The organism is Gordonia sp. CNJ-863, assembly GCF_001942325.1.
Taxonomy (GTDB): Bacteria; Actinomycetota; Actinomycetes; order Mycobacteriales; family Mycobacteriaceae; genus Gordonia; species Gordonia alkanivorans.
The window spans coordinates 1-18228 of the sequence record NZ_MKKG01000028.1 but is presented as its reverse complement, the minus strand read 5'-3'; the positions used below and the strand labels follow the sequence as shown (position 1 = coordinate 18228).

The 18228-nt window shown below is 68.2% G+C and carries 17 protein-coding genes and 2 pseudogenes; 17 read left to right on the top strand and 2 right to left on the bottom strand.

All coding sequences use genetic code 11. The features are described 5' to 3' along the window. Positions 1–160: 160 nt before the first annotated feature. The 11 genes and pseudogenes from BJF87_RS15265 (at position 161) to BJF87_RS15215 (ending at position 12298) form a co-directional block, all read left to right on the top strand. On the top strand, positions 161–1279 hold the full coding sequence (locus BJF87_RS15265) for a DUF5336 domain-containing protein (protein WP_075863474.1): 1119 nt from the start codon (positions 161–163) through the stop codon (positions 1277–1279). A 144-nt stretch (positions 1280–1423) separates the two neighbouring features. Continuing rightward, positions 1424–3019 (top strand): DUF6350 family protein, encoded by a 1596-nt coding sequence (locus BJF87_RS15260; protein ID WP_075863476.1) that lies wholly within the window; start codon positions 1424–1426, stop codon positions 3017–3019. A gap of 45 nt (positions 3020–3064) precedes the next feature. Beyond that, entirely contained in the window at positions 3065–3688 is a 624-nt protein-coding gene (gene purN, locus BJF87_RS15255) for a phosphoribosylglycinamide formyltransferase (protein ID WP_075863473.1), read from the top strand. Further along, a pseudogene (purH, locus tag BJF87_RS15250) lies at positions 3685–5258 on the top strand (bifunctional phosphoribosylaminoimidazolecarboxamide formyltransferase/IMP cyclohydrolase). Before purN ends, purH begins: the two are co-directional and overlap by 4 nt. Further along, entirely contained in the window at positions 5245–5988 is a 744-nt protein-coding gene (locus tag BJF87_RS15245) for a sulfite exporter TauE/SafE family protein (protein ID WP_075863472.1), read from the top strand. The pseudogene purH and the gene BJF87_RS15245 overlap by 14 nt, the downstream one beginning before the upstream one ends. Positions 5989–6267: 279 nt before the next feature. Continuing rightward, a complete protein-coding gene (locus tag BJF87_RS15240; protein ID WP_075863471.1) occupies positions 6268–7191 on the top strand; it encodes a TauD/TfdA family dioxygenase in 924 nt (307 codons plus the stop codon). Between the two features lie 154 nt (positions 7192–7345). After that, positions 7346–7729 carry a helix-turn-helix transcriptional regulator gene (locus BJF87_RS15235; protein WP_075863470.1) on the top strand — a complete coding sequence of 128 codons (384 nt, stop codon included), beginning with the start codon at positions 7346–7348 and terminating at the stop codon, positions 7727–7729. Beyond that, entirely contained in the window at positions 7726–8220 is a 495-nt protein-coding gene (locus BJF87_RS15230) for an SRPBCC domain-containing protein (protein ID WP_042376653.1), read from the top strand. The genes BJF87_RS15235 and BJF87_RS15230 overlap by 4 nt, the downstream gene beginning before the upstream one ends. A gap of 4 nt (positions 8221–8224) precedes the next feature. Beyond that, complete coding sequence (locus tag BJF87_RS15225) at positions 8225–8800, top strand: maleylpyruvate isomerase N-terminal domain-containing protein (protein ID WP_042376654.1); 576 nt, start codon at positions 8225–8227, stop codon at positions 8798–8800. 38 nt (positions 8801–8838) lie between these two features. Further along, complete coding sequence (locus BJF87_RS15220; protein ID WP_042376656.1) at positions 8839–10284, top strand: sigma 54-interacting transcriptional regulator; 1446 nt, start codon at positions 8839–8841, stop codon at positions 10282–10284. An 11-nt stretch (positions 10285–10295) separates the two neighbouring features. Beyond that, positions 10296–12298: pseudogene (locus tag BJF87_RS15215) on the top strand (VWA domain-containing protein). A 16-nt stretch (positions 12299–12314) separates the two neighbouring features. Here the strand turns inward: BJF87_RS15215 and BJF87_RS15210 are convergent. After that, positions 12315–12932, bottom strand: a complete 618-nt coding sequence (locus tag BJF87_RS15210; protein WP_006359676.1) for a hypothetical protein — start codon at positions 12930–12932, stop codon at positions 12315–12317. 133 nt (positions 12933–13065) lie between these two features. Between BJF87_RS15210 and BJF87_RS15205 the strand changes: the two genes are divergently transcribed. Further along, positions 13066–13704, top strand: coding sequence for a DUF1707 domain-containing protein (locus BJF87_RS15205; protein ID WP_006359675.1), 639 nt, complete (start codon positions 13066–13068; stop codon positions 13702–13704). Between the two features lie 27 nt (positions 13705–13731). Here the strand turns inward: BJF87_RS15205 and BJF87_RS15200 are convergent, their stop codons facing one another. Then, positions 13732–14667 carry an AEC family transporter gene (locus BJF87_RS15200; protein ID WP_075863469.1) on the bottom strand — a complete coding sequence of 312 codons (936 nt, stop codon included), beginning with the start codon at positions 14665–14667 and terminating at the stop codon, positions 13732–13734. A 61-nt stretch (positions 14668–14728) separates the two neighbouring features. Between BJF87_RS15200 and BJF87_RS15195 the strand changes: the two genes are divergently transcribed. From BJF87_RS15195 to BJF87_RS15175, 5 genes are all read left to right on the top strand, one after another. Next, positions 14729–15463, top strand: a complete 735-nt coding sequence (locus tag BJF87_RS15195) for a DUF4190 domain-containing protein (protein WP_075863468.1) — start codon at positions 14729–14731, stop codon at positions 15461–15463. A 147-nt stretch (positions 15464–15610) separates the two neighbouring features. Then, complete coding sequence (locus BJF87_RS15190) at positions 15611–16639, top strand: DUF4190 domain-containing protein (RefSeq protein WP_075863467.1); 1029 nt, start codon at positions 15611–15613, stop codon at positions 16637–16639. 179 nt (positions 16640–16818) lie between these two features. Then, positions 16819–16992 (top strand): 50S ribosomal protein L32, encoded by a 174-nt coding sequence (gene rpmF / locus BJF87_RS15185; protein ID WP_005193867.1) that lies wholly within the window; start codon positions 16819–16821, stop codon positions 16990–16992. 123 nt (positions 16993–17115) lie between these two features. Next, a complete protein-coding gene (locus BJF87_RS15180; protein WP_040004240.1) occupies positions 17116–17724 on the top strand; it encodes a trimeric intracellular cation channel family protein in 609 nt (202 codons plus the stop codon). 107 nt (positions 17725–17831) lie between these two features. After that, the coding region (locus BJF87_RS15175) for a hypothetical protein (RefSeq protein ID WP_075862664.1) at positions 17832–18228 on the top strand (397 nt) is incomplete at its 3' end.

The following is an 18228-nucleotide window of genomic DNA, read 5'->3' as shown; positions in this document are numbered from 1 at the left end:
TGTCGTCGACGGCAGGCGTCGAACGGTCCATATGACCCGCCGGTCACATGTACTACCGTGGGCCGGGTGTTGTGCCCGTCGGGGCGGTGACGGCCGATGCCGTCATCACCGGCGCGCGACCTGAGCCAGATAACCCAGACGAGCCGACCAGGAGATCGCCATGACGTATCCAACGGGGGGCTACGGGCAGCAGCCCGAGTCCGGCCAGTCCCACGGCCAGTACGGCCAGCAGTACCCGCAGAGCGGTCAGCAGAGCTACGGGCAGAGCCCTCAGCAGGGCTACGAGCAGCAGTATGGCCAGAATCCGCAGCAGGGTTACGGCCAGCAGCACTACGGCCAGCAGCAGGGTTACGGCCAGCAGTACGGCCAGAATCCGCAGCAGGGTTACGGCCAGCAGTACGGCCAGCAGCAGGGCTACGGACAGTACGGGTACGGCCAGCAGCAACAGCCGACGAAGCCGCCGAGCCAGGGTCTGCCTCCGTTCACCCCGACGATCCTCGCCGGTGTCATCGGGCTGTTCGGTCTCGTCGTGCTGTTCTCCGGCTTCCTCTCCGCCGCACGGGCCTACGACTTCTCGGTGCAGCTGTTCCAGACGCCGTTCAACGCCCCGTACGCGCTCGTCGCCGTCGCCGGTGTCCTTGCGCTCATATCGCTGATCCCGGGCGTGAAGGTCGCCGCGGCACCGATCGTCGCCGGGCTGACCATCCCGGCCTTCCTGATCACGCTGTTCCTGTTCCTCAGCGTCGACAACAACGCCTCGGGCGCCATCGTCCTGCTGATTTTCTCCCTGCTGTCGGCGCTCCTCGCGATCGTGTGGCTGCTCGTCGAGGCGGGCGTCGTCAAGGTGGCCCCCGCGCTCGCGGCGCCCTCGTCGGCCACGGGACCGATCGCTACTGCGACGTCGGGCTCCGACGCATCGGCGGGCCAGCAGGCCGCCGGACAGGCCCAGACCCACGGCGACGCCCAGGCCTCCGCGTACGGCGCAGGCAGCGGACAGTCGCAGTACGGCCAGCAGTCCTCGGCGAACTACGATCCGTCCGCGTACTCGCAGGCCTCCGACACCGGCCAGAGCGGTTACCCGAGCGCACAGTCGGGCCAGGCGTCGGCTCCTGGCGAGTCCGGTTACGGCGGTTACACCCCCGGCCAGTACTCGGCAGGTGCCTCCGGTGGTGCGCAGTCGGGTGGCGCCTCCGCAAGTGAGTCGGAGGCCGGCCCGGCCGCCGATCACTCGACCACGGTCTTCCAGAAGCCCGAACCGCCCACCAGCAGCGGTAGCTGATCAAGTCATCGAGAGTGCCCCGCCGACACACGTCGGCGGGGCACTCTCGTTCCTCGGCACCGTGTCGGTGACGTGAGACGCTTTCCGTCTCATCGCGGCGCGTCCCCGACGGCCCGGCGGCCGAGATGTGCCACGCTCATGACGATGCCCACCTTCAGGCCCGACTCGACCGCGGAGAACCTGGCGTCGCAGCTGCGTGCACTGCGACGATCCCGTCGTGCCCAGCGCAACGACGTCGAGGGTTCGGCCCGGCAACTGGCCGTGGTCGCGTTCACCGTTCCCGCGCTCGCCCTGGTCACGCTCATCGTCGTGATGCTGACGGTGTTGCTGCTCGCGGGCAGCGGACTCACCGGCCTCCCCAGTGCCATCGCCTCCAGTTGGCTGGCGATCCACCAGGTGCCGGTCACCATCAGCGGGGTCACGATCGGCGTCCTGCCGTTGCTGCCGACCCTGGTCGTCGCGATCGGCACCGCCCGTCTCACGGCCCGCGCGATCGGTGGCAGCGGACCCACGCAACGATCCGCACATGATCTCTTCGACGTCGGCGCGGTGGTGTGCTCGGCGGCCGTCGGCCCGCTGCTGATCACCGCGATGTCGCTGGCCATCGTCATGGACGGCGGATCGGTGCTGCCGGTGCAGACGCCCAACGCGCTGATCGCCTTCGCCTACACGATCGGCATCCACGGTGGTGCGGCGCTGGCCGGCGGCACGTGGGTGCGACGGCACGACTTCGCGGCCCGGTGGGGGATGTCCTACGCCGACCGCCGCGGCTTCCGATACGGCCTCGTCGCCGTGCTGGCCCTGGTGGTCGCCGGCGCGGTGCTGGTGTGCCTACGCATGCTGATGCGGCACACCGCGGTCGGCGAGCTGATCGACACCGGTTACGACTTCGACGGCTTCCTCGGGCTCAGCCTGCTGTCCCTGCTGTATCTGCCGAACCTGATGATCGGCGCGACCGCGGTCCTCGTCGGCTCCGACGTCCAGATCGGCGCGATGACCGTCGACCTGTTCGCGGTCCGCGGTGGAGCGGTCCCGCCCGTGCCCGCACTCGCGGTCCTACCCGAGGGAGCCGGTGCGGGTAGGTGGGGCTTACTCGGGCTGATCGCCCCCGCTGCCGTCGCGGCCTTCGTGGCCTGGCGCTGTCGCGACCTGAATCCGGTCGCCCATGTGCGCTCGATCGGCGTCGCCGCCGCCGTCGCCGCGTCGGCCATGGCGATCCTGACCGCTGCCGCCGGCGGAACGCTGGGCGAGTTCGGCGACGTCGCGGTGACCGTCTCCGCCGCCGGCGTGTTCACGCTCGGCTGGATCGCGGTGATCGGCATCCTCCTCGCGATCGTCTACGCCTTCCTGCCGTCGACCCGGGCCGCCCGCGCCGCAGTCGGGGACGAGTACTTCGACGACCCGGACGACCTCGGTTTCGAGGACGAATACGTCATCGTCGCCGACCTCGACGAGGACGACGACTACGTCGAGTACGCCGACGCCGACGACGAAGAGTACGTCGAGGCGGTCGGTGAGGACGGTGAATACGAGGACGCAGAGTACGAGGACGCGGAGTACGAAGGCGCGGAGTACGAAGGCGCGGAGTACGAGGGCGCGGGGTTCGAGCGCGCCGCAGGCGACGATGCTGCGCCGTCGGCCAACCGGATCCCGGCCGAGGATCTCGACGACGGCGACCTCGTCGACGACGCCGACTATGACCTCTACCCGGGAACACCAGGTGCCGGACGTCGGCGCTGAGACCCGCCGATTCCCGCTCGACGTGCTGCTATTAGGCTCGCAGGCGTGACATCGGAGACCGCGCCCGTACGAACACCCGTCGTGGTGATGGCGTCGGGTACCGGTTCTCTGCTCGAGTCGCTGCTCGCCCGTGCCGCCGCCGACGACGCCCCGTTCACCATTGCGGCCATCGTGGTCGACCGCGTCTGCCGGGCCCAGGAGATCGCGCATCGCAACGAGATCCCGCTGATCACCTGCCGCGTCGCCGACCACGCCGACCGCGCCACGTGGGACGCCGCACTCACCGAGGCGGTCGCCGCCGTCGATCCCGGCTGGGTGGTCACCGCGGGCTTCATGAGAATCCTGGGCCCCGCATTCCTCGGACGCTTCGGTGGACGGATCGTCAACAGCCATCCCGCCCTGCTGCCGGCGTTCCCCGGGGCGCACGGCGTGCCCGAGGCACTCGACTACGGCGTCAAGGTCACCGGTGCGACCGTCCATCTCGTGGACGAAGGCGTCGACACCGGCCCGATCCTGGCGCAGCAGGTGGTCACGGTCGACGACGACGACACCGTCGACACCTTGCACGAACGCATCAAGACGGTCGAGCGCGTATTGCTCGCCGAAGTGGTGACCGCATTGGTCACCCGTGGAGTAGTCATCGATGGACGAAAGGCCCGCATCCCGTGAACACACAGCCCGCTGACAGCGCCCGCCGACCCATCCGGCGCGCGCTGGTGAGTGTCTACGACAAGAGCGGCCTGGCCGATCTCGCGACCGCACTCCAGGCCGCCGGTGTGGAGATCGTCTCGACGGGATCGACCGCCAAGACCATCGCCGACGCCGGTGTCCCGGTCGTCGAGGTCTCGACCCTGACCGGCTTCCCCGAATGCCTCGACGGCCGCGTGAAGACCCTGCACCCGAAGGTGCACGCCGGCATCCTCGCCGACACCCGCAAGGACGACCACGTCGCCCAGCTCGCCGAATTGGGTGTCGCCGCATTCGATCTCGTCGTCGTGAACCTCTACCCGTTCACCGCGACCGTCGCCTCGGGCGCGACCCCCGACGAGTGCATCGAGCAGATCGACATCGGTGGCCCGTCGATGGTGCGCGGCGCGGCCAAGAACCACCCGTCGGTGGCCGTCGTGACCAGCCCCGATGACTACGGACAGGTGACCGAGGCGATCTCGGCCGGCGGGTTCACCCTCGCCGACCGGAAGAAGCTGGCCGCCAAGGCGTTTCGCCACACCGCCGACTACGACGTGGCCGTCGCCTCGTGGATGTCGAGTGTCGTCGCGCCCGAGGACGATTCGCAGTTCCCGATCTGGGCCGGTGCCACCTGGAACCGTTCGGCCGTGCTGCGTTACGGCGAGAACCCGCACCAGGCCGCCGCTCTCTACGTCGCAACGCCGGGGAAGGTGGCCTCGCCACCGCCGAGCAGCTGCACGGCAAGGAGATGAGTTACAACAACTACACCGACGCCGACGCCGCGTGGCGCGCCGCCTACGACTTCGAGGCCCCGGCGGTCGCGATCATCAAGCACGCCAACCCATGTGGCATCGCGGTCGGCGCCGACATCGCCGAGGCGCACCGCAAGGCCCACGCCTGCGACCCGGTCAGCGCCTACGGCGGCGTGATCGCGGCGAACCGCGAGATCACCGTCGAGATGGCCGAGCAGGTCGCGGAGATCTTCACCGAGGTCATCGTCGCGCCCGGCTTCGCCGACGGCGCCCTCTCGGTCCTCACCCGTAAGAAGAACATCCGCGTGCTGGTGGCGACGCCGCCGTCGGCCACCGGGGTCGAGACCAAGCCGGTCTCGGGTGGCCTGCTGATCCAGCAGCGCGACGTCATCGACGCCGAGGGCGACACCCCGGAGAACTGGAACCTCGTCGCCGGTCCGCCGGCCGACGCCCAGACCCTCGCGGACCTCGAATTTGCTTGGCGCGCCTGTCGTTCGGTGAAGTCGAACGCCATCCTGCTGGCCTCCGACGGCGCCTCGGTCGGCGTCGGCATGGGTCAGGTGAACCGTGTCGACTCCGCTCACCTCGCCGTCCAGCGTGCCGGCGATCGCGCGGCCGGGTCCGTCGGCGCGTCGGATGCCTTCTTCCCCTTTCCGGACGGTCTGCAGGTGCTGCTGTCGGCGGGCGTCAAGGCGGTCGTGCAGCCGGGCGGATCGATCCGTGACAACGAGGTCATCGAGGCGGCCGACGAGGCGGGCGTGACGCTCTACCTCACCGGGGCACGCCATTTCGCTCACTGATCTCGCACTACTGGTCGTCGCCGGCTTCGGCGCGGGCCTGATCGGATACATCACCGGGCTGGCGTCCATCGTCAGCTATCCCGCACTTCTCGCGGTCGGTCTCACCCCGATCGCGGCGAATGTGACCAACACGGTCGCACTCGTCGCGGTCGGGGTGGGCAGCACCGCCCAGTCGGGGAGGGCCCTGCTCGACGGCGACCGACGCCGCCTGGTCATCGGGCTGATCGCCGCCCTGATCGGCGGGACCATCGGCGCGGTACTGCTACTCCTCACGCCCGCCGAGGCCTTCGAGGCGCTGGTTCCGTTCCTGGTGGCCGTCGCCGCGACAGCGCTTCTCGTACAACCGGTCCTGCGGCGGTGGGCGACCTCGCACGCCGAACGTCCCTGGGTGTTCGTCGTCGGGTTGACGCTGATCTGCATCTACGGCGGATATTTCGGCGCCGGCGCGGGCATCATGATCCTCGCTCTGATGCTGGTGGTCACCAGCGAGCCGCTCTGGCGTGCAGCATTGTCGAAGTCGTTGTTCCTCGGCGTCGCCAACGCGGTCGCCGCGGTCGGCTTCATAATCTTCGGGCCCGTCGACTGGTGGGCGGCCCTCGCGATGGCGATCGGCTGCCTCCTCGGCGGCTGGTGCGGACCGCCGGTGGTCAAACGCCTGCCCGCCGGCCCGCTGCGGATCGTCGTCGGACTGTGCGGTCTCGGCCTCGCGGTGTGGCTCGCGGTCGGCTGAGCGTCCTCGGCGGTGCCGCGGGTGTTTTCCTCACCCTGGGTGCAACCCTGTCCGAGCGGGTGACGGGGGATTAGAAAGTACGGGTGTCCGTTTTCGCGCCGTCTGCCCCGCACCACGACTGCTCGTCGAGCAAGTCGTGTACCGGGCCGGCGGACGGAACGGAGTCGATGCGTCTGATGACGGTCCACTCGATGAACTGGTCCGACGGATCCCACCATGGGTCCCCGCCGGCGGCTGTCGCTCCTCGCCCCCACCAGTCATCCTCGAGAAGGAACCCTCATGACCATCTCCCATCCCGTTTCTGACGTCCGCACCTCTGCTGCTCGGACCGCCGCTCCCGCGGCCGGCATCGTCTCCTCGGGCGTCGAACTCGACGTCGACGAGTTCGGGCCCAGCTTCGGAGCCGAGATCCGCGGCCTCGACGTCGCCACGGCGTCGGACGACGAGGTGCGGGCCGTCCGTCAGGCGCTGATCGACTACAAGGTCATCGTGCTGCGGAATCAGCAGCTCGACGACGCGTCGCACATCGAGTTCGGAAATCGGCTGGGCGACCTCACCTTCGGGCATCCGGTGTGGGACAGCGGGGACGTGCCGGACGAGGTCTATGAACTCGACAGCGCCGACAACGGATTCGCCGACGTGTGGCACACCGACGTGACGTTCATGCCGCGTCCGCCGATGGGTTCGATCCTGCGCCCGGTCGTCTTGCCGCGCACCGGCGGTGACACCAACTGGGCCGACGCCGAACTCCCGTATCTGTCACTGTCCGAGCCGATCCGACGCCTCGTCGACGGGCTGACCGCCGTGCACGACGGCAGCCGCGAATTCGGCTACTACCTCAAGCAGCGCCGCAACGGGCGCGGAAATACCTGGGACGGAAAAGAAGTCACCGAACTCGCGCCGGTCAGCCATCCGGTGGTGCGTGTGCATCCCGAAACCGGCCGCAGATCGCTGTTCGTCAACCCGGGCTTCACCTCGCACATCGAGGGCGTCTCGGAAGCCGAGAGTCGCGGCATCCTCGACCTCCTCTACGCGCACATCACCAAGCCCGAGCACATCGTCCGCCACCGCTGGCGTCTCGGCGACCTGGTGCTGTGGGACAACCGCAACACCCTGCACTACGCCAACCGCGACTACGGCGACAACCGTCGGGTCATGCACCGCATCACGCTGCGCGGTGACGCGCCTGTCGGACCTGCCTGAGCCGCCCCCTACCCGAGGTCCGTATGACGTTGTGCCCGGTAGTCGGGCGCAACGTCATACGGATCTTCTTTTGCCCCGCGTATTCAACCAAGGGGTTGACAAGGCGCGCGGACAGGCGCATCGTCGTATTCAACCGAACGGTTGAGGAGGGCGAATGGCCGACGAGCTGTCCAAGGTGTTCGCCGCACTCGCGGACCCCACCCGGCGCGACATGGTCGCGCGGCTGGCGGTGTCCGACGCGACGGTCTCCCAGCTCGCCGAGCCGTACGACGTCAGCATCCAGGCGGTCTCCAAGCATCTGAAGGTGCTCGAGGACGCCGGTCTGGTGACCCGAACCCGGGAGGCCCAGAAACGTCCGGTCCATCTGGAAGCAGAGGTGTTCGACCTCATGACCAGGTGGATCGAGCGGTACCGGCAGCGGGCGGAGGAGCGCTACCAGCGCCTCGACGTCCTGCTCGCGGAGATGAACGACGGACCCGAGGCGGAACGTCCCGAGGTTGAGGACGAGAAGACAATCAGGAAAGGAAAGGCGTCATGAGCACCACCGGAACCCGCTACCCCGAGGCCGCGATCGAAGCCGACAAGGAGGTGCCGATCATCCGGATCACCCGCGACTTCCGCGGTACGCCGGCTCAGCTCATGAAGGCGCACACCGATCCCGAACTGTTCGTTCGCTGGAACGGTCCGGACTCTGTCGCCAACCGCATCGTCGAATGGGACGTCCGCGACGGCGGCAGCTGGCACTACATCTCCACGCATGAGGGGCAGGAGCACGGATTCCGCGGCTGCTTCCACACCGTGGGCGAGGACAAGATCGTGCAGACCTTCACCTGGCTGGGAATGCCCGACCAGGTGTCGCTGGAGACACTATGGTTCGAGGACCTGGGTGACGGAACGACGCGCCTGCACGCCCAATCCCTGTGCGACAGCTTCGAAGCACGCGACGGCTGGTTGTCGTCGGGCATGGAGGTCGGCGTCAACGAGGGGTACGCCGGGATCGACAAGCTGCTCGCATCCGGGGAGCTGTAGGCCGATGGGCCTCACCGAACTCGACCCCGCCGCTCGGCATCGAGAGGTCGCGGGCGGATTCGCCGACGCGATCGCCGGCGTCTCCGACTGGGATGCACCGACGCCGGTCGACGGCTGGGTGGCACGGGATGTCGTCGCCCACCTCGTCGACTGGTTCACCGGATTCCTCGACGCCGGCGGCGTGCGATTGCCGGGTGGACCCGACGTCGCCGACGACCCCGCGGGAGCATGGTCGGCGCATGCGGCGGCCGTCCAGCAATTGCTCGACGGCCCGTCGGCGCAGGAGACGTTCACCCACCCGATGGCGGGGGAGCACCGCCTCGCCGACGCGGTCGACCGGTTCTACACCGCGGACGTGTTCATGCACTCCTGGGACCTCGCCCGGTCGCAGGGCGTCACCCCGGACCTCGACCCCGACTACGCCAGGATGCTCCTCGACGGGATGATCCCCATCGACGAACTCCTGCGGGGCTCGGGACAGTACGGACCCGCGGTAGAGGTGCCCGCCGACGCCGACGCCGTCAGCCGCCTGATGGGCTTCGTCGGCCGCGACCCGGCCTGGTCGCCGGGAGCTGCCTGAGCTCGACCGCACGCACGCACATCACAACTCGGAGTAGCGTGGATCACGTGCCAGAGGACAACTTCACCACCCATGGTTCTCAGTCGACCGAAACCCGCCACCCGTCACCCCGCACCCTGGGTGAACTGCGTGCCAGCGGCCACGTGCAGCGCAGCGTGCGCGACGAGATCCGCCACAACCTGCTGACCGCTCTCCGCGAGGGCCGCGACCCCTGGCCGGGGATCGTCGGCTTCGAGGCCACCGTCATCCCGCAGCTCGAACGCGCACTCATCGCCGGCCACGACGTCGTGATGCTCGGCGAGCGAGGCCAGGGCAAGACCCGCATCCTGCGGACCCTCGTCGGACTCCTCGACGAGTGGACGCCGGTGATCGCCGGATCCGAGCTGGGCGAGCACCCGTACGAGCCGATCACCCCGGCGTCGATCCGCAAGGCCGCCAACCTGCTCGACGATCTGCCCATCGAGTGGCGTCACCGTTCGCAGCGGTACAGCGAGAAGCTGGCCACCCCCGACACGTCGGTGGCCGACCTCGTCGGCGACATCGACCCCATGAAGGTGGCCGAGGGTCGCAGTCTGGGTGACCCGGAGACCATTCACTTCGGACTCATCCCGCGCGCACATCGCGGTATCGTCGCGATCAACGAGCTCCCGGATCTCGCCGAGCGCATCCAGGTGTCGATGCTCAACGTGATGGAGGAGCGCGACATCCAGGTCCGCGGCTACACGCTGCGGCTTCCGCTCGACGTGCTCGTGATGGCGAGCGCCAACCCGGAGGACTACACCAACCGCGGTCGCATCATCACCCCGCTGAAGGACCGCTTCGGCGCCGAGATCCGCACGCACTACCCGCTCGAACTCGACGACGAGGTCGCCGTCATCGAGCAGGAGGCCGACCTCACCGCGAGCGTCCCGACCTTCATCACCGAGATCCTGGCGCGCTTCACCCGCTACGCCCGCGACCATCCGTCCATCGACCAGCGTTCGGGTGTTTCCGCACGCTTCTCCATCGCGGCTGCGGAAACCGTTGCCGCCGCGGCACTTCACCGCGCAGCGGTCACCGGTGAGGAGCAGGCGGTCGCGCGCGTCGTCGATCTCGAGTCGGTGGTCGAGGTGCTGCGCGGCAAGATCGAGTTCGAGTCCGGCGAGGAGGGGCGCGAGCTGGAGATCCTCGAGCACCTCATGCGCAAGTCCGTCGCCGACACCGTGCGAGCCCATCTCGGCGGCATCGACATGGCAGCGCTCGTCGACGCGCTCGAGAACGGTGAACCGGTCGTGACCGGCGACCGTGTCCGGGCCGGCGACTTCCTGGGTTCGATTCCGTCCCCGGAGACCACCCGCACCGTGCTCGACGCGATCGCCGAGCGTCTCGACGCCGACATCGAGGGCGAGCGCGCGAGTGCCGTCGAACTGGCACTCGAGGGTCTGTTCCTGGCGCGTCGGATCGGCAAGGAAGCCGACGAGGCCGGCCAGACCATCTACGGCTGAGGGAGAACACATTGGCGCGCAAGAGCTTCCATCGTTCGCGCTACCAGCGGTACACCGGCGGTCCCGATCCGCTCGCCCCGCCGGTGGATCTGCGTGAGGCGCTGGAGACGATCGGCGACGACGTCATGGCCGGTGCGTCGCCGCAGCGTGCCCTCCGGGAGTTGCTGCGTCGTGGCACCCCGAACATGCGCGGCCTCGACAAGCTCCGGGAACAGGTCAACCGGCGTCGGCAGGAACTGCTGAAGAAGCGCAACCTCGACGGTACGTTCGCCGAGATCCGCGAACTGCTCGACCGCGCCGTCCTCGAAGAGCGCAAGCAACTCGCCCGCGACCTCGACGACGACGCGCGCTTCGCGGAGATGCAGATCGGCAGCCTGCCGCCGTCGACCGCGCAGGCCGTCGAAGAGTTGTCGGAGTACAACTGGCGCAGCCGCGAGCCCGCGAGGACTACGAGAAGATCAAGGACCTCCTCGGCCGCGAGCTGCTCGACCAGCGGTTCGCCGGCATGAAGGAGGCCCTCGAGGGCGCCACCGAGGCCGACCGGCAACGGGTCTCGGACATGCTCAAAGATCTCAACGAGCTGCTCGAGGCGCACAACCGCGGCGAGGACACCTCGGAGAAGTTCGACGAGTTCATGGACTCCCACGGGGATTTCTTCCCGGAGAACCCGCGCAACACCGAGGAACTCATCGACTCGCTGGCACAGCGCGCCGCGGCTGCTCAGCAGTTCTACAACTCGCTGACCCCGGAGCAGCAGGCCGAGCTGGATCAGCTGGCGCAGCAGGCATTCGGTTCGCCGGACCTGATGAGCCAACTCTCCCAAATGGATTCGCAGTTGCGTGCGGCGCGGCCCGGGCTCGACTGGGACAACGCGCAGTCGTTCTCGGGAGACCAGCCGATGGGACTGGGGGAGGGTGCTGCCGCACTGCGTGACATCTCCGAACTGGAGCAGCTGTCCGAGCAGCTGTCCCAGCAGTACGCCGGTGCCCAGATGGACGACATCGACCTCGACGCGCTCGCCCGGCAGCTCGGTGACGAGGCGGCCGTCGATGCGCGGATGCTGGCCGAACTCGAGAAGGCGCTGTCGGAGGAAGGGTTCTTCGACCGAACCGCCGACGGCCAACTCCGGTTGAGCCCCAAGGCGATGCGTCAGCTCGGCCAGTCGATCTTCCGGGACATCGCCGAGCAGTTGTCGGGCCGTCGCGGTGATCGTCAGACCCGGCGTACCGGTCTGCTCGGTGAACCCACCGGTGCCAGCCGCGAATGGGAGTTCGGCGACACCGACCCCTGGGACGTCACCCGGACGGTGTCGAATGCGGTGTTGCGGACCGTCTCCGAAACCACCGAACCGTCGCTCGCGACGTCGGAGATGGCACGTTCAGGCGTGCGCATCGATGTGCGCGACGTCGAGGTGGCCGAGACGGAGAGCCGCACCCAGGCGGCGGTCGTACTCCTCGTCGACACGTCGTTCTCCATGGAGATGGAGGGTCGCTGGACGCCGATGAAACGCACTGCGATCGCGTTGAACCACCTGATCTCCACCCGGTTCCGCAGCGACGAACTCCATCTCATCGCCTTCGGTCGCTACGCGCGGTCCATCGACATCGCCGAACTGACCGGACTGCAACCGCGCATGGAGCAGGGCACCAACCTGCACCACGCGCTGCTGCTCGCACAGCGACACCTGCGTCGCTTCCCGAACGCACAGCCGGTGGTCTTGGTGGTCACCGACGGCGAACCCACCGCCCACCTCGACCCCAGCGGCGAACCGTTCTTCTTCTATCCGCCGCACCCGCAGACGATCGCTTTGACGGTGCGCGAACTCGACCATGTGGCCCGGCTCGGCGCACAGGTCACCTTCTTCCGTCTCGGTGAGGACCCCGGCCTGGCCCACTTCATGGATCAGATCGCCCGCCGGATCGGTGGTCGCGTGGTCGCCCCCGATGTCGACGGCCTCGGTGCCGCGGTGGTCGGTGACTACCTGAAGTCGCGGAAGAGTCGTCGACGCGGCTGAAGAGTCGAGCGCCGGATCAGACGGTGCGCGGCTTCCGTCCGGCGATGGCCCACAACACGATTCCGATCAACAGCAGGACTGCGCCGAAGCCGCCGCCGAAGACGGCGAGGAGAACTCCGCCTACGCCGCTGAAGATCCCGCCGAGGTCGATGGATGCGACCACCACGCGGTCGCTGCAGGTGAAGGAGTATGTCCCGGACTCCTTCACCCCGAAGGACTCGAAGGACCTCACCTGGGTGCCGTCGTAGGTGAACTCGGTGGTCACCCCCGATTCGCGCTCCAGGGCCGCGGGACCGGTGATCTCGCAGGAGGGGTCGCCGGCCGACGACTCCGGGGTGAAGAGCGCGAAGGTGTCTCCGGCGGCGTAGTTCTGCTCGCCGGTCGGGTCGACGACGAAGGCCTGTTCCGCCTGGTCGACCACCTGGCTGATCCCGCCGACGGCGAGTGCGATGCCGATCGCCAGCGAGGCCACGAGGACGACGATGCCGACGGCGGTGAGGATCTTGCCCCAGAGCCGCATTCCGCTGCGGTCCTTGGGCGGTGTGGGCGGTGGATAGCCGCCGGGCGCGCCGTATGGGCCCGACTGATAGGGGTTGCCAGGGCCGTACTGGCCGGGATCGTAGGGCTGGCCCATGGGTCGCCTCCAGGGGGTAGGGGTGAATGGATTATGCCCCTCCGCGCGTCGGTCGGTGGGCTGATCGTCGGGGTCGACTCAGGGTGGAAATCAGGGTGGTCGGACTGCGGAGTGGCCACTAGGGTTTCCAGATGTGACCTCCTCCGGCGATCTGCCCGTACCCGACGATCGACGGGCGCGTCTGCGTGCCGCCGACGCCGATCGGGAACTGGTACACGAAATCCTGTCCGCAGCCATGGCCCACGGCAGCCTCTCGCTCGTCGAGTACGAGGAGCGTGCGGGAAAAGCGGTGAGGGCCAAGACTTTCGGTGACCTGGACGAGTTGACAGACGACCTCCCGGTCGCGCAGCTCGGCGTGGCGATGCCGGCGGCGACGATGTCACCCGGCCCGCGGGTGACCGGCGGGAGCTCCGACGCCGCGGTGCGACATCGACTGGCGATCATGTCCGGCAGCGAGCTGTCGGGGACGGCGGTGGTCGCCGACGCCCTCACCGCCACCGCGATCATGGGCGGTGTCGAGATCGACCTGCGCGAGGTCGAGTTCACCGCACCCGTTCTCACCGTCGAGTGCGTCGTGATCATGGGTGGCGTCGAGATCAAGGTGCCCGAGGGGGTGACCGTCGAGGTCGGCGGACTGGGGATCATGGGCGGTTTCGGCGGCAAGTCGCAGAAGTCGCCGCGCCCGGGCGCACCTGTCGTGCGCGTGACCGGGTTCGCACTGATGGGCGGCGTCGAGGTGAAGGTCGTTCCGCGCGAGCACCCGGACGAGTGACGGTGCCCGGCCGGCGCGCCGCCGGGCTCAGGCCAGCAGCAGTGCGATGACGGCGATCGTCGGGATCGAGGCGAGCGTGGTGATCAGAGCGGTGTCCCGGGCGATGATCTGTCCCCGCCGGTAGCGGGTGGCGTAGACGAGGACGTTCTGGGCCGTGGGAAGCGCGGCGATCACGACCTGGGCGAACAGCGCCTGACCGGTCTGACCGAACCCCCAGCGCGCGATCACGTACACGGTCAGCGGCATCGCGACCATCTTCAACACCGCGGCGAGCGCGATGTCGCGGCGCGGACTCTCGCCCTTCTTGAACACCTGGACGCCGGTGAGCGACATACCGAAGGCCAGCAGCGCCGCCGGCACCGACGCGTCGCCGAGCATCTTCAGCGGCGACATCACGGCCGCCGGTGGCATCAGCCCGAGCACCGACACGATCAGTCCGGCGATCCCGCCGACGACGATCGGGTTGGTCATCGGAGCGATCAGGGAATTGCGGACGAGGGAACGGCCGGCAGTGGGCTCGAGGGCGGTGAGGTCGAGTGTCACCAATGCGATCGGCGACAGGATGAGGATCTGGAACATCAGCAGCGGCGCGATGAACGACGCGTCGTCGAGGACGAAGATCGCGATCGGCAGGCCGAGGTTGACGCTGTTCACATACGACGACGCGAGTGATCCGATGACCAGTTCCGGCACGGGTCGTCGTAGCCACAGCTTGGCGATGACGAGATAGATGCCGGCGATGAGAAACGCGCTGCCGCCGGCGATGACCAGAGTCGAGGAGAAGATCACCGACAGATCCGAGGTGACCAGCGAATGGAACAGCAGTGCCGGAGTGAAGACGAAGAACACCAGGCGGGACAGGACCTCATGCGCGTGGTCGCCGAGCACGTGTGTCCGGCCGAGTAGATAACCGACCCCGACTACTATGAAGATCACCGTGAAGCCGGAGATGACGCCAGACACCGCTCGAGTGTATTCATCAGGGTGAGAAGCGGATTTATCGGATCGAACGAGGGGGTTGCGGGTGTCATATCCACCAGGGCAGGGATCGGGCCAGGGCCAGGACGACTGGGGGACGGTGCCGAGTTCCGGGTCCTCTGGACCGCAGTCCGGGGCATCGGGTCCGAACCTCAGCAAGGGCGATCAGGGGCAGAGCTCCCCGGACCATGCGCCGACCGAGTTCGCGCAGACCTACCAACCGGGCCCTTCGTCGGATCCGCAGGGCCAGAATCCGTTCGGTCAGAACCCATACGGACAGAATCCCTACGGGCAGAACCCGTACGGTCAGCCTCAGGGCCAGGACCCGTACAACCCGAATGCATACGGCCAGCCGCCGGGTGCGAACTACGGCCAGTACGGCGATCCGTATCAAGCCGGTTCGGCGCCCGCGTACGGGTCGGCCGCCTACGGCGCCCAGAATCCTTACGGCGCTGCGCCTTATGGCGGTTACGGCTATGGCGCCCCGCAGACGTCCACCAACGGCAAGGCGATCGGCGCACTGATCTGCGGCATCGTCGCCTTGGTGATGCTCGCTGCCTGCTTCCCGCTGGCGTTGCCGCTCGGCATCGCAGGCGTGGTCCTCGGATTCATGGCTCGACGCGAGGTCGAGCAGTCGGCAGGAACCCAGACCGGCACGGGTATGGGACTGGCCGGGATCATCACCGGCGGGTTGGGAATCCTGGGTGCGATCGTGTGGATCGTGCTCTTCGTCATCCTGATCGCCGCCGGCAACTCGATGGACTCCGTCTACTACTACTGAACGAATTTCGGGCCGATCTGAGCCTGCGATCGTCGACTTCTGCCCAGTTCGAGGCGTTCTCTCACTACTCTGTGACCTGCGCAGCCAACGCGCCGCGCACGAACGATCCTCGCGCCGCGACGACGCACGGCTTGTGAAAGGCATCTGATGTCGAACCCGACCGGAGGCGGGGATCCACGAGATCCGTCCTCCACACCCCAGTCCCCGTCGGATCAGGTGTCGCCGGGTTCGGCGCCCGAACCGACCCGGTCTCCGTACGAGCCGACGCAGAAGGTGTCGCGGGCGGAACTCCTCGGCCAGTCCGACGAAGCCGGTTCGGAGGAGACCACCGAGCCGGTGCGGTCGACCCCGGGCACGGCCACACCTCTGACCTCCACGCCGGGCGCCGGTCCGGAGGGCACCGAGGTGGCGCCGTCGCACAGCCCGGCCGACGGTGTCACCCGCGTCATCAGTACCGCGGGGGCACCGGGCCAGACGCCTCCGCCCGTGCCTCCGGCTCCGCCCGCGTCCAACTCGCCGCAGGCCCCGCCCGGCCCGGCGCCGTCGGGGTACGACTCGACGCGCGTCATCTCGACGCGGCCGCCGGGTGGGCCTGCCGGGCCCGGTGGACCTGCCGGACCAGGTGGCCCCCCGCAGCCGGGGTACGGCCCACCGCCGGGATATGCCCAGCAGGGTCACGGACAACCCGCACCGCCGCCCGGGTACGGCGGGCCTGGTCCGTCGGGGTATGGGCAGCCGGGCTTCGGACAGCCGGGGCAGCCGGCACCCGGACCGCAGGGCCGGCCTGGATACGGCCCGCCGCCGGGTTACCAGTCGTACGGGCAGCAATCACACGCCCAGCAGGCACACGGGCAGTCACCGGCGGGCGACCAGCACGCCGTCGACAATTTCCACGGTGAGAGTCACGCCGACGAGACCCCGAAGACCAACACCCTCGCGGTGGCGGCGCTGGTCGCCTCACTGCTCGGTCTGGTGTGCATCGGCATCGGCGGCCTGATCGGACTCGTACTCGGCCTGGTGGCGCGCAAGCAGATCGCGGCGTCGGGCGGCAAGCAGACCGGCGACGGACTCGCGCTGACGGCCATCATCATCGGCCTGTTCATCATCGTCGTCTGGGTGGCGTACTGGCTGGTGGTGCTGCTCACCGGCGTCGAAAGTCCCTGGTCATACTTCTGACGCGGACCTGCGAGCTGTTGGCGTCGACCACCATTTTGGAGCTGGGCGGTCTCGCCAGGTAGTCTGGTCGGGTTGTGTGCCGCGCCCGCGGGGGCCGATTGGCGCACTGACTCGGGTCGATCGGTGACGCTCTGCGTTGCCAGCGGCCACGCAGACCACAGTAGGAGAAGGGCTCAACCATGGCTGTACCGAAGCGCCGGATGTCGCGGGCGAACACCCGTAGCCGTCGTTCGCAGTGGAAGGCGGAAAACCCGGCACTGCAGGAAGAAAAGGTCAACGGCGTCCCCGTGCGGATTCCGCGTCGACTCGTGAAGGCCGCTCGCGCGGGCATCATCGATCTGGATCGTCGCTAGCCTTTTCCGGTTGCCGCCTCGGCACCGCGAATTTCACATGGACGGCCGTCCCCGTTTACCGGGGGCGGCCATTCGTGTGTGGTCCGGCCGCCCTGGTCGTCCCCGTCGTGACAGGAGTGGAAGGTGCTTCTCGACATCTTGAACTTCGCGGGTGTCGCGGTGTTCGCGGCCTCGGGTGCGATGGTCGGTGTCCGCAAGGACTTCGACATGTGGGGCATCGTGACCGTCGGGGTGCTCACCGGCGCCGGAGGCGGCGTTCTGCGGGACGTGCTGCTCGGCATCACCCCACCCTCGTCGATCGAGAACTTCGGCAATGTGCTGACCGGCACGATCGCCAGCCTGCTCGTCTTCGCCTTTCATCCCGCCTTCACCAAGCTCCGCCGGTCGATCCTCGTCCTCGACGCCTTCGGCATGGGTCTGTTCGCCGCGACCGGGGCGTCGATCGCCGTCGAAGTGGGTGCCAGTGCGTTCGCCGCCACCGCAGTCGGGCTGCTGACCGCGGTCGGCGGAGGCGTCCTACGTGATGTGATCTCCAACGAGATCCCGCTCCTCCTCCAGCCCGCCGACCTCTACGCGGTTCCCGCACTGTTGGGTGCCACGGTGGTCGCCGTCGGGTCGTACCACACTCCGGTCCCGGACTGGGTCTGGCTGATCGTCGGATCGATCCTCGCCACCGGGTTGCGTCTGCTCGGCCTGAAGTTCGGCTGGCGACTCCCGACCGCGCGCCGCTGACCCCGCCCGCAAACCCACCCCTTTTCCGTAAACGCGCCCGATCCGCGCGCATCCTGTCAGGCTGTTTGTGAGACACCTGGCGGGGTGTGTGGGGATCGGAATGGGTGATGACTATCAGTGTCGAGGTCGGCCGTACTCCTCGTGGGCAGCGGTCGTATCCACTCGGTTTCAAGGTCGAGTTCCTGCAGTTGTGGGATGCGGCAACGTTGGAACGCGGTGGCCGAGCCCGGTTGCTGCGCGAGCACGGTCTGTCGCGGGCCACGGTGCGGGGCTGGTTGCACTCGCGTGATCGGGGAGACTTTGAGGCGTCGATGGTGTCGGCAGCGCTGAAGTCGAAGGGATCGAGCCGCGTGGATGCTCAGGAACGAGCCGAGTTGGCGCGGTTACGCGCCGAGAATCAACGGCTGAAGAAGAAGGTCGAACAGGCCGAAGCCATTCAAGAGATCATGGGAAAAGCTATCGAGCTCATGGACGGGATCACCGCGAGCTCGACGAGCGAGGAGG

Excerpts from the sequence above, each read along its gene's own strand:
- BJF87_RS15265 (WP_075863474.1), top strand. The coding sequence starts at position 161 with ATGACGTATCCAACGGGGGGCTACGGGCAGCAGCCCGAGTCCGGCCAG.
- BJF87_RS15260 (WP_075863476.1), top strand. The coding sequence starts at position 1,424 with ATGCCCACCTTCAGGCCCGACTCGACCGCGGAGAACCTGGCGTCGCAG.
- BJF87_RS15240 (WP_075863471.1), top strand. The coding sequence starts at position 6,268 with ATGACCATCTCCCATCCCGTTTCTGACGTCCGCACCTCTGCTGCTCGG.
- BJF87_RS15235 (WP_075863470.1), top strand. The coding sequence starts at position 7,346 with ATGGCCGACGAGCTGTCCAAGGTGTTCGCCGCACTCGCGGACCCCACC.
- BJF87_RS15230 (WP_042376653.1), top strand. The coding sequence starts at position 7,726 with ATGAGCACCACCGGAACCCGCTACCCCGAGGCCGCGATCGAAGCCGAC.
- BJF87_RS15225 (WP_042376654.1), top strand. The coding sequence starts at position 8,225 with ATGGGCCTCACCGAACTCGACCCCGCCGCTCGGCATCGAGAGGTCGCG.
- BJF87_RS15210 (WP_006359676.1), bottom strand. The coding sequence starts at position 12,932 with ATGGGCCAGCCCTACGATCCCGGCCAGTACGGCCCTGGCAACCCCTAT.
- BJF87_RS15190 (WP_075863467.1), top strand. The coding sequence starts at position 15,611 with ATGTCGAACCCGACCGGAGGCGGGGATCCACGAGATCCGTCCTCCACA.
- rpmF (WP_005193867.1), top strand. The coding sequence starts at position 16,819 with ATGGCTGTACCGAAGCGCCGGATGTCGCGGGCGAACACCCGTAGCCGT.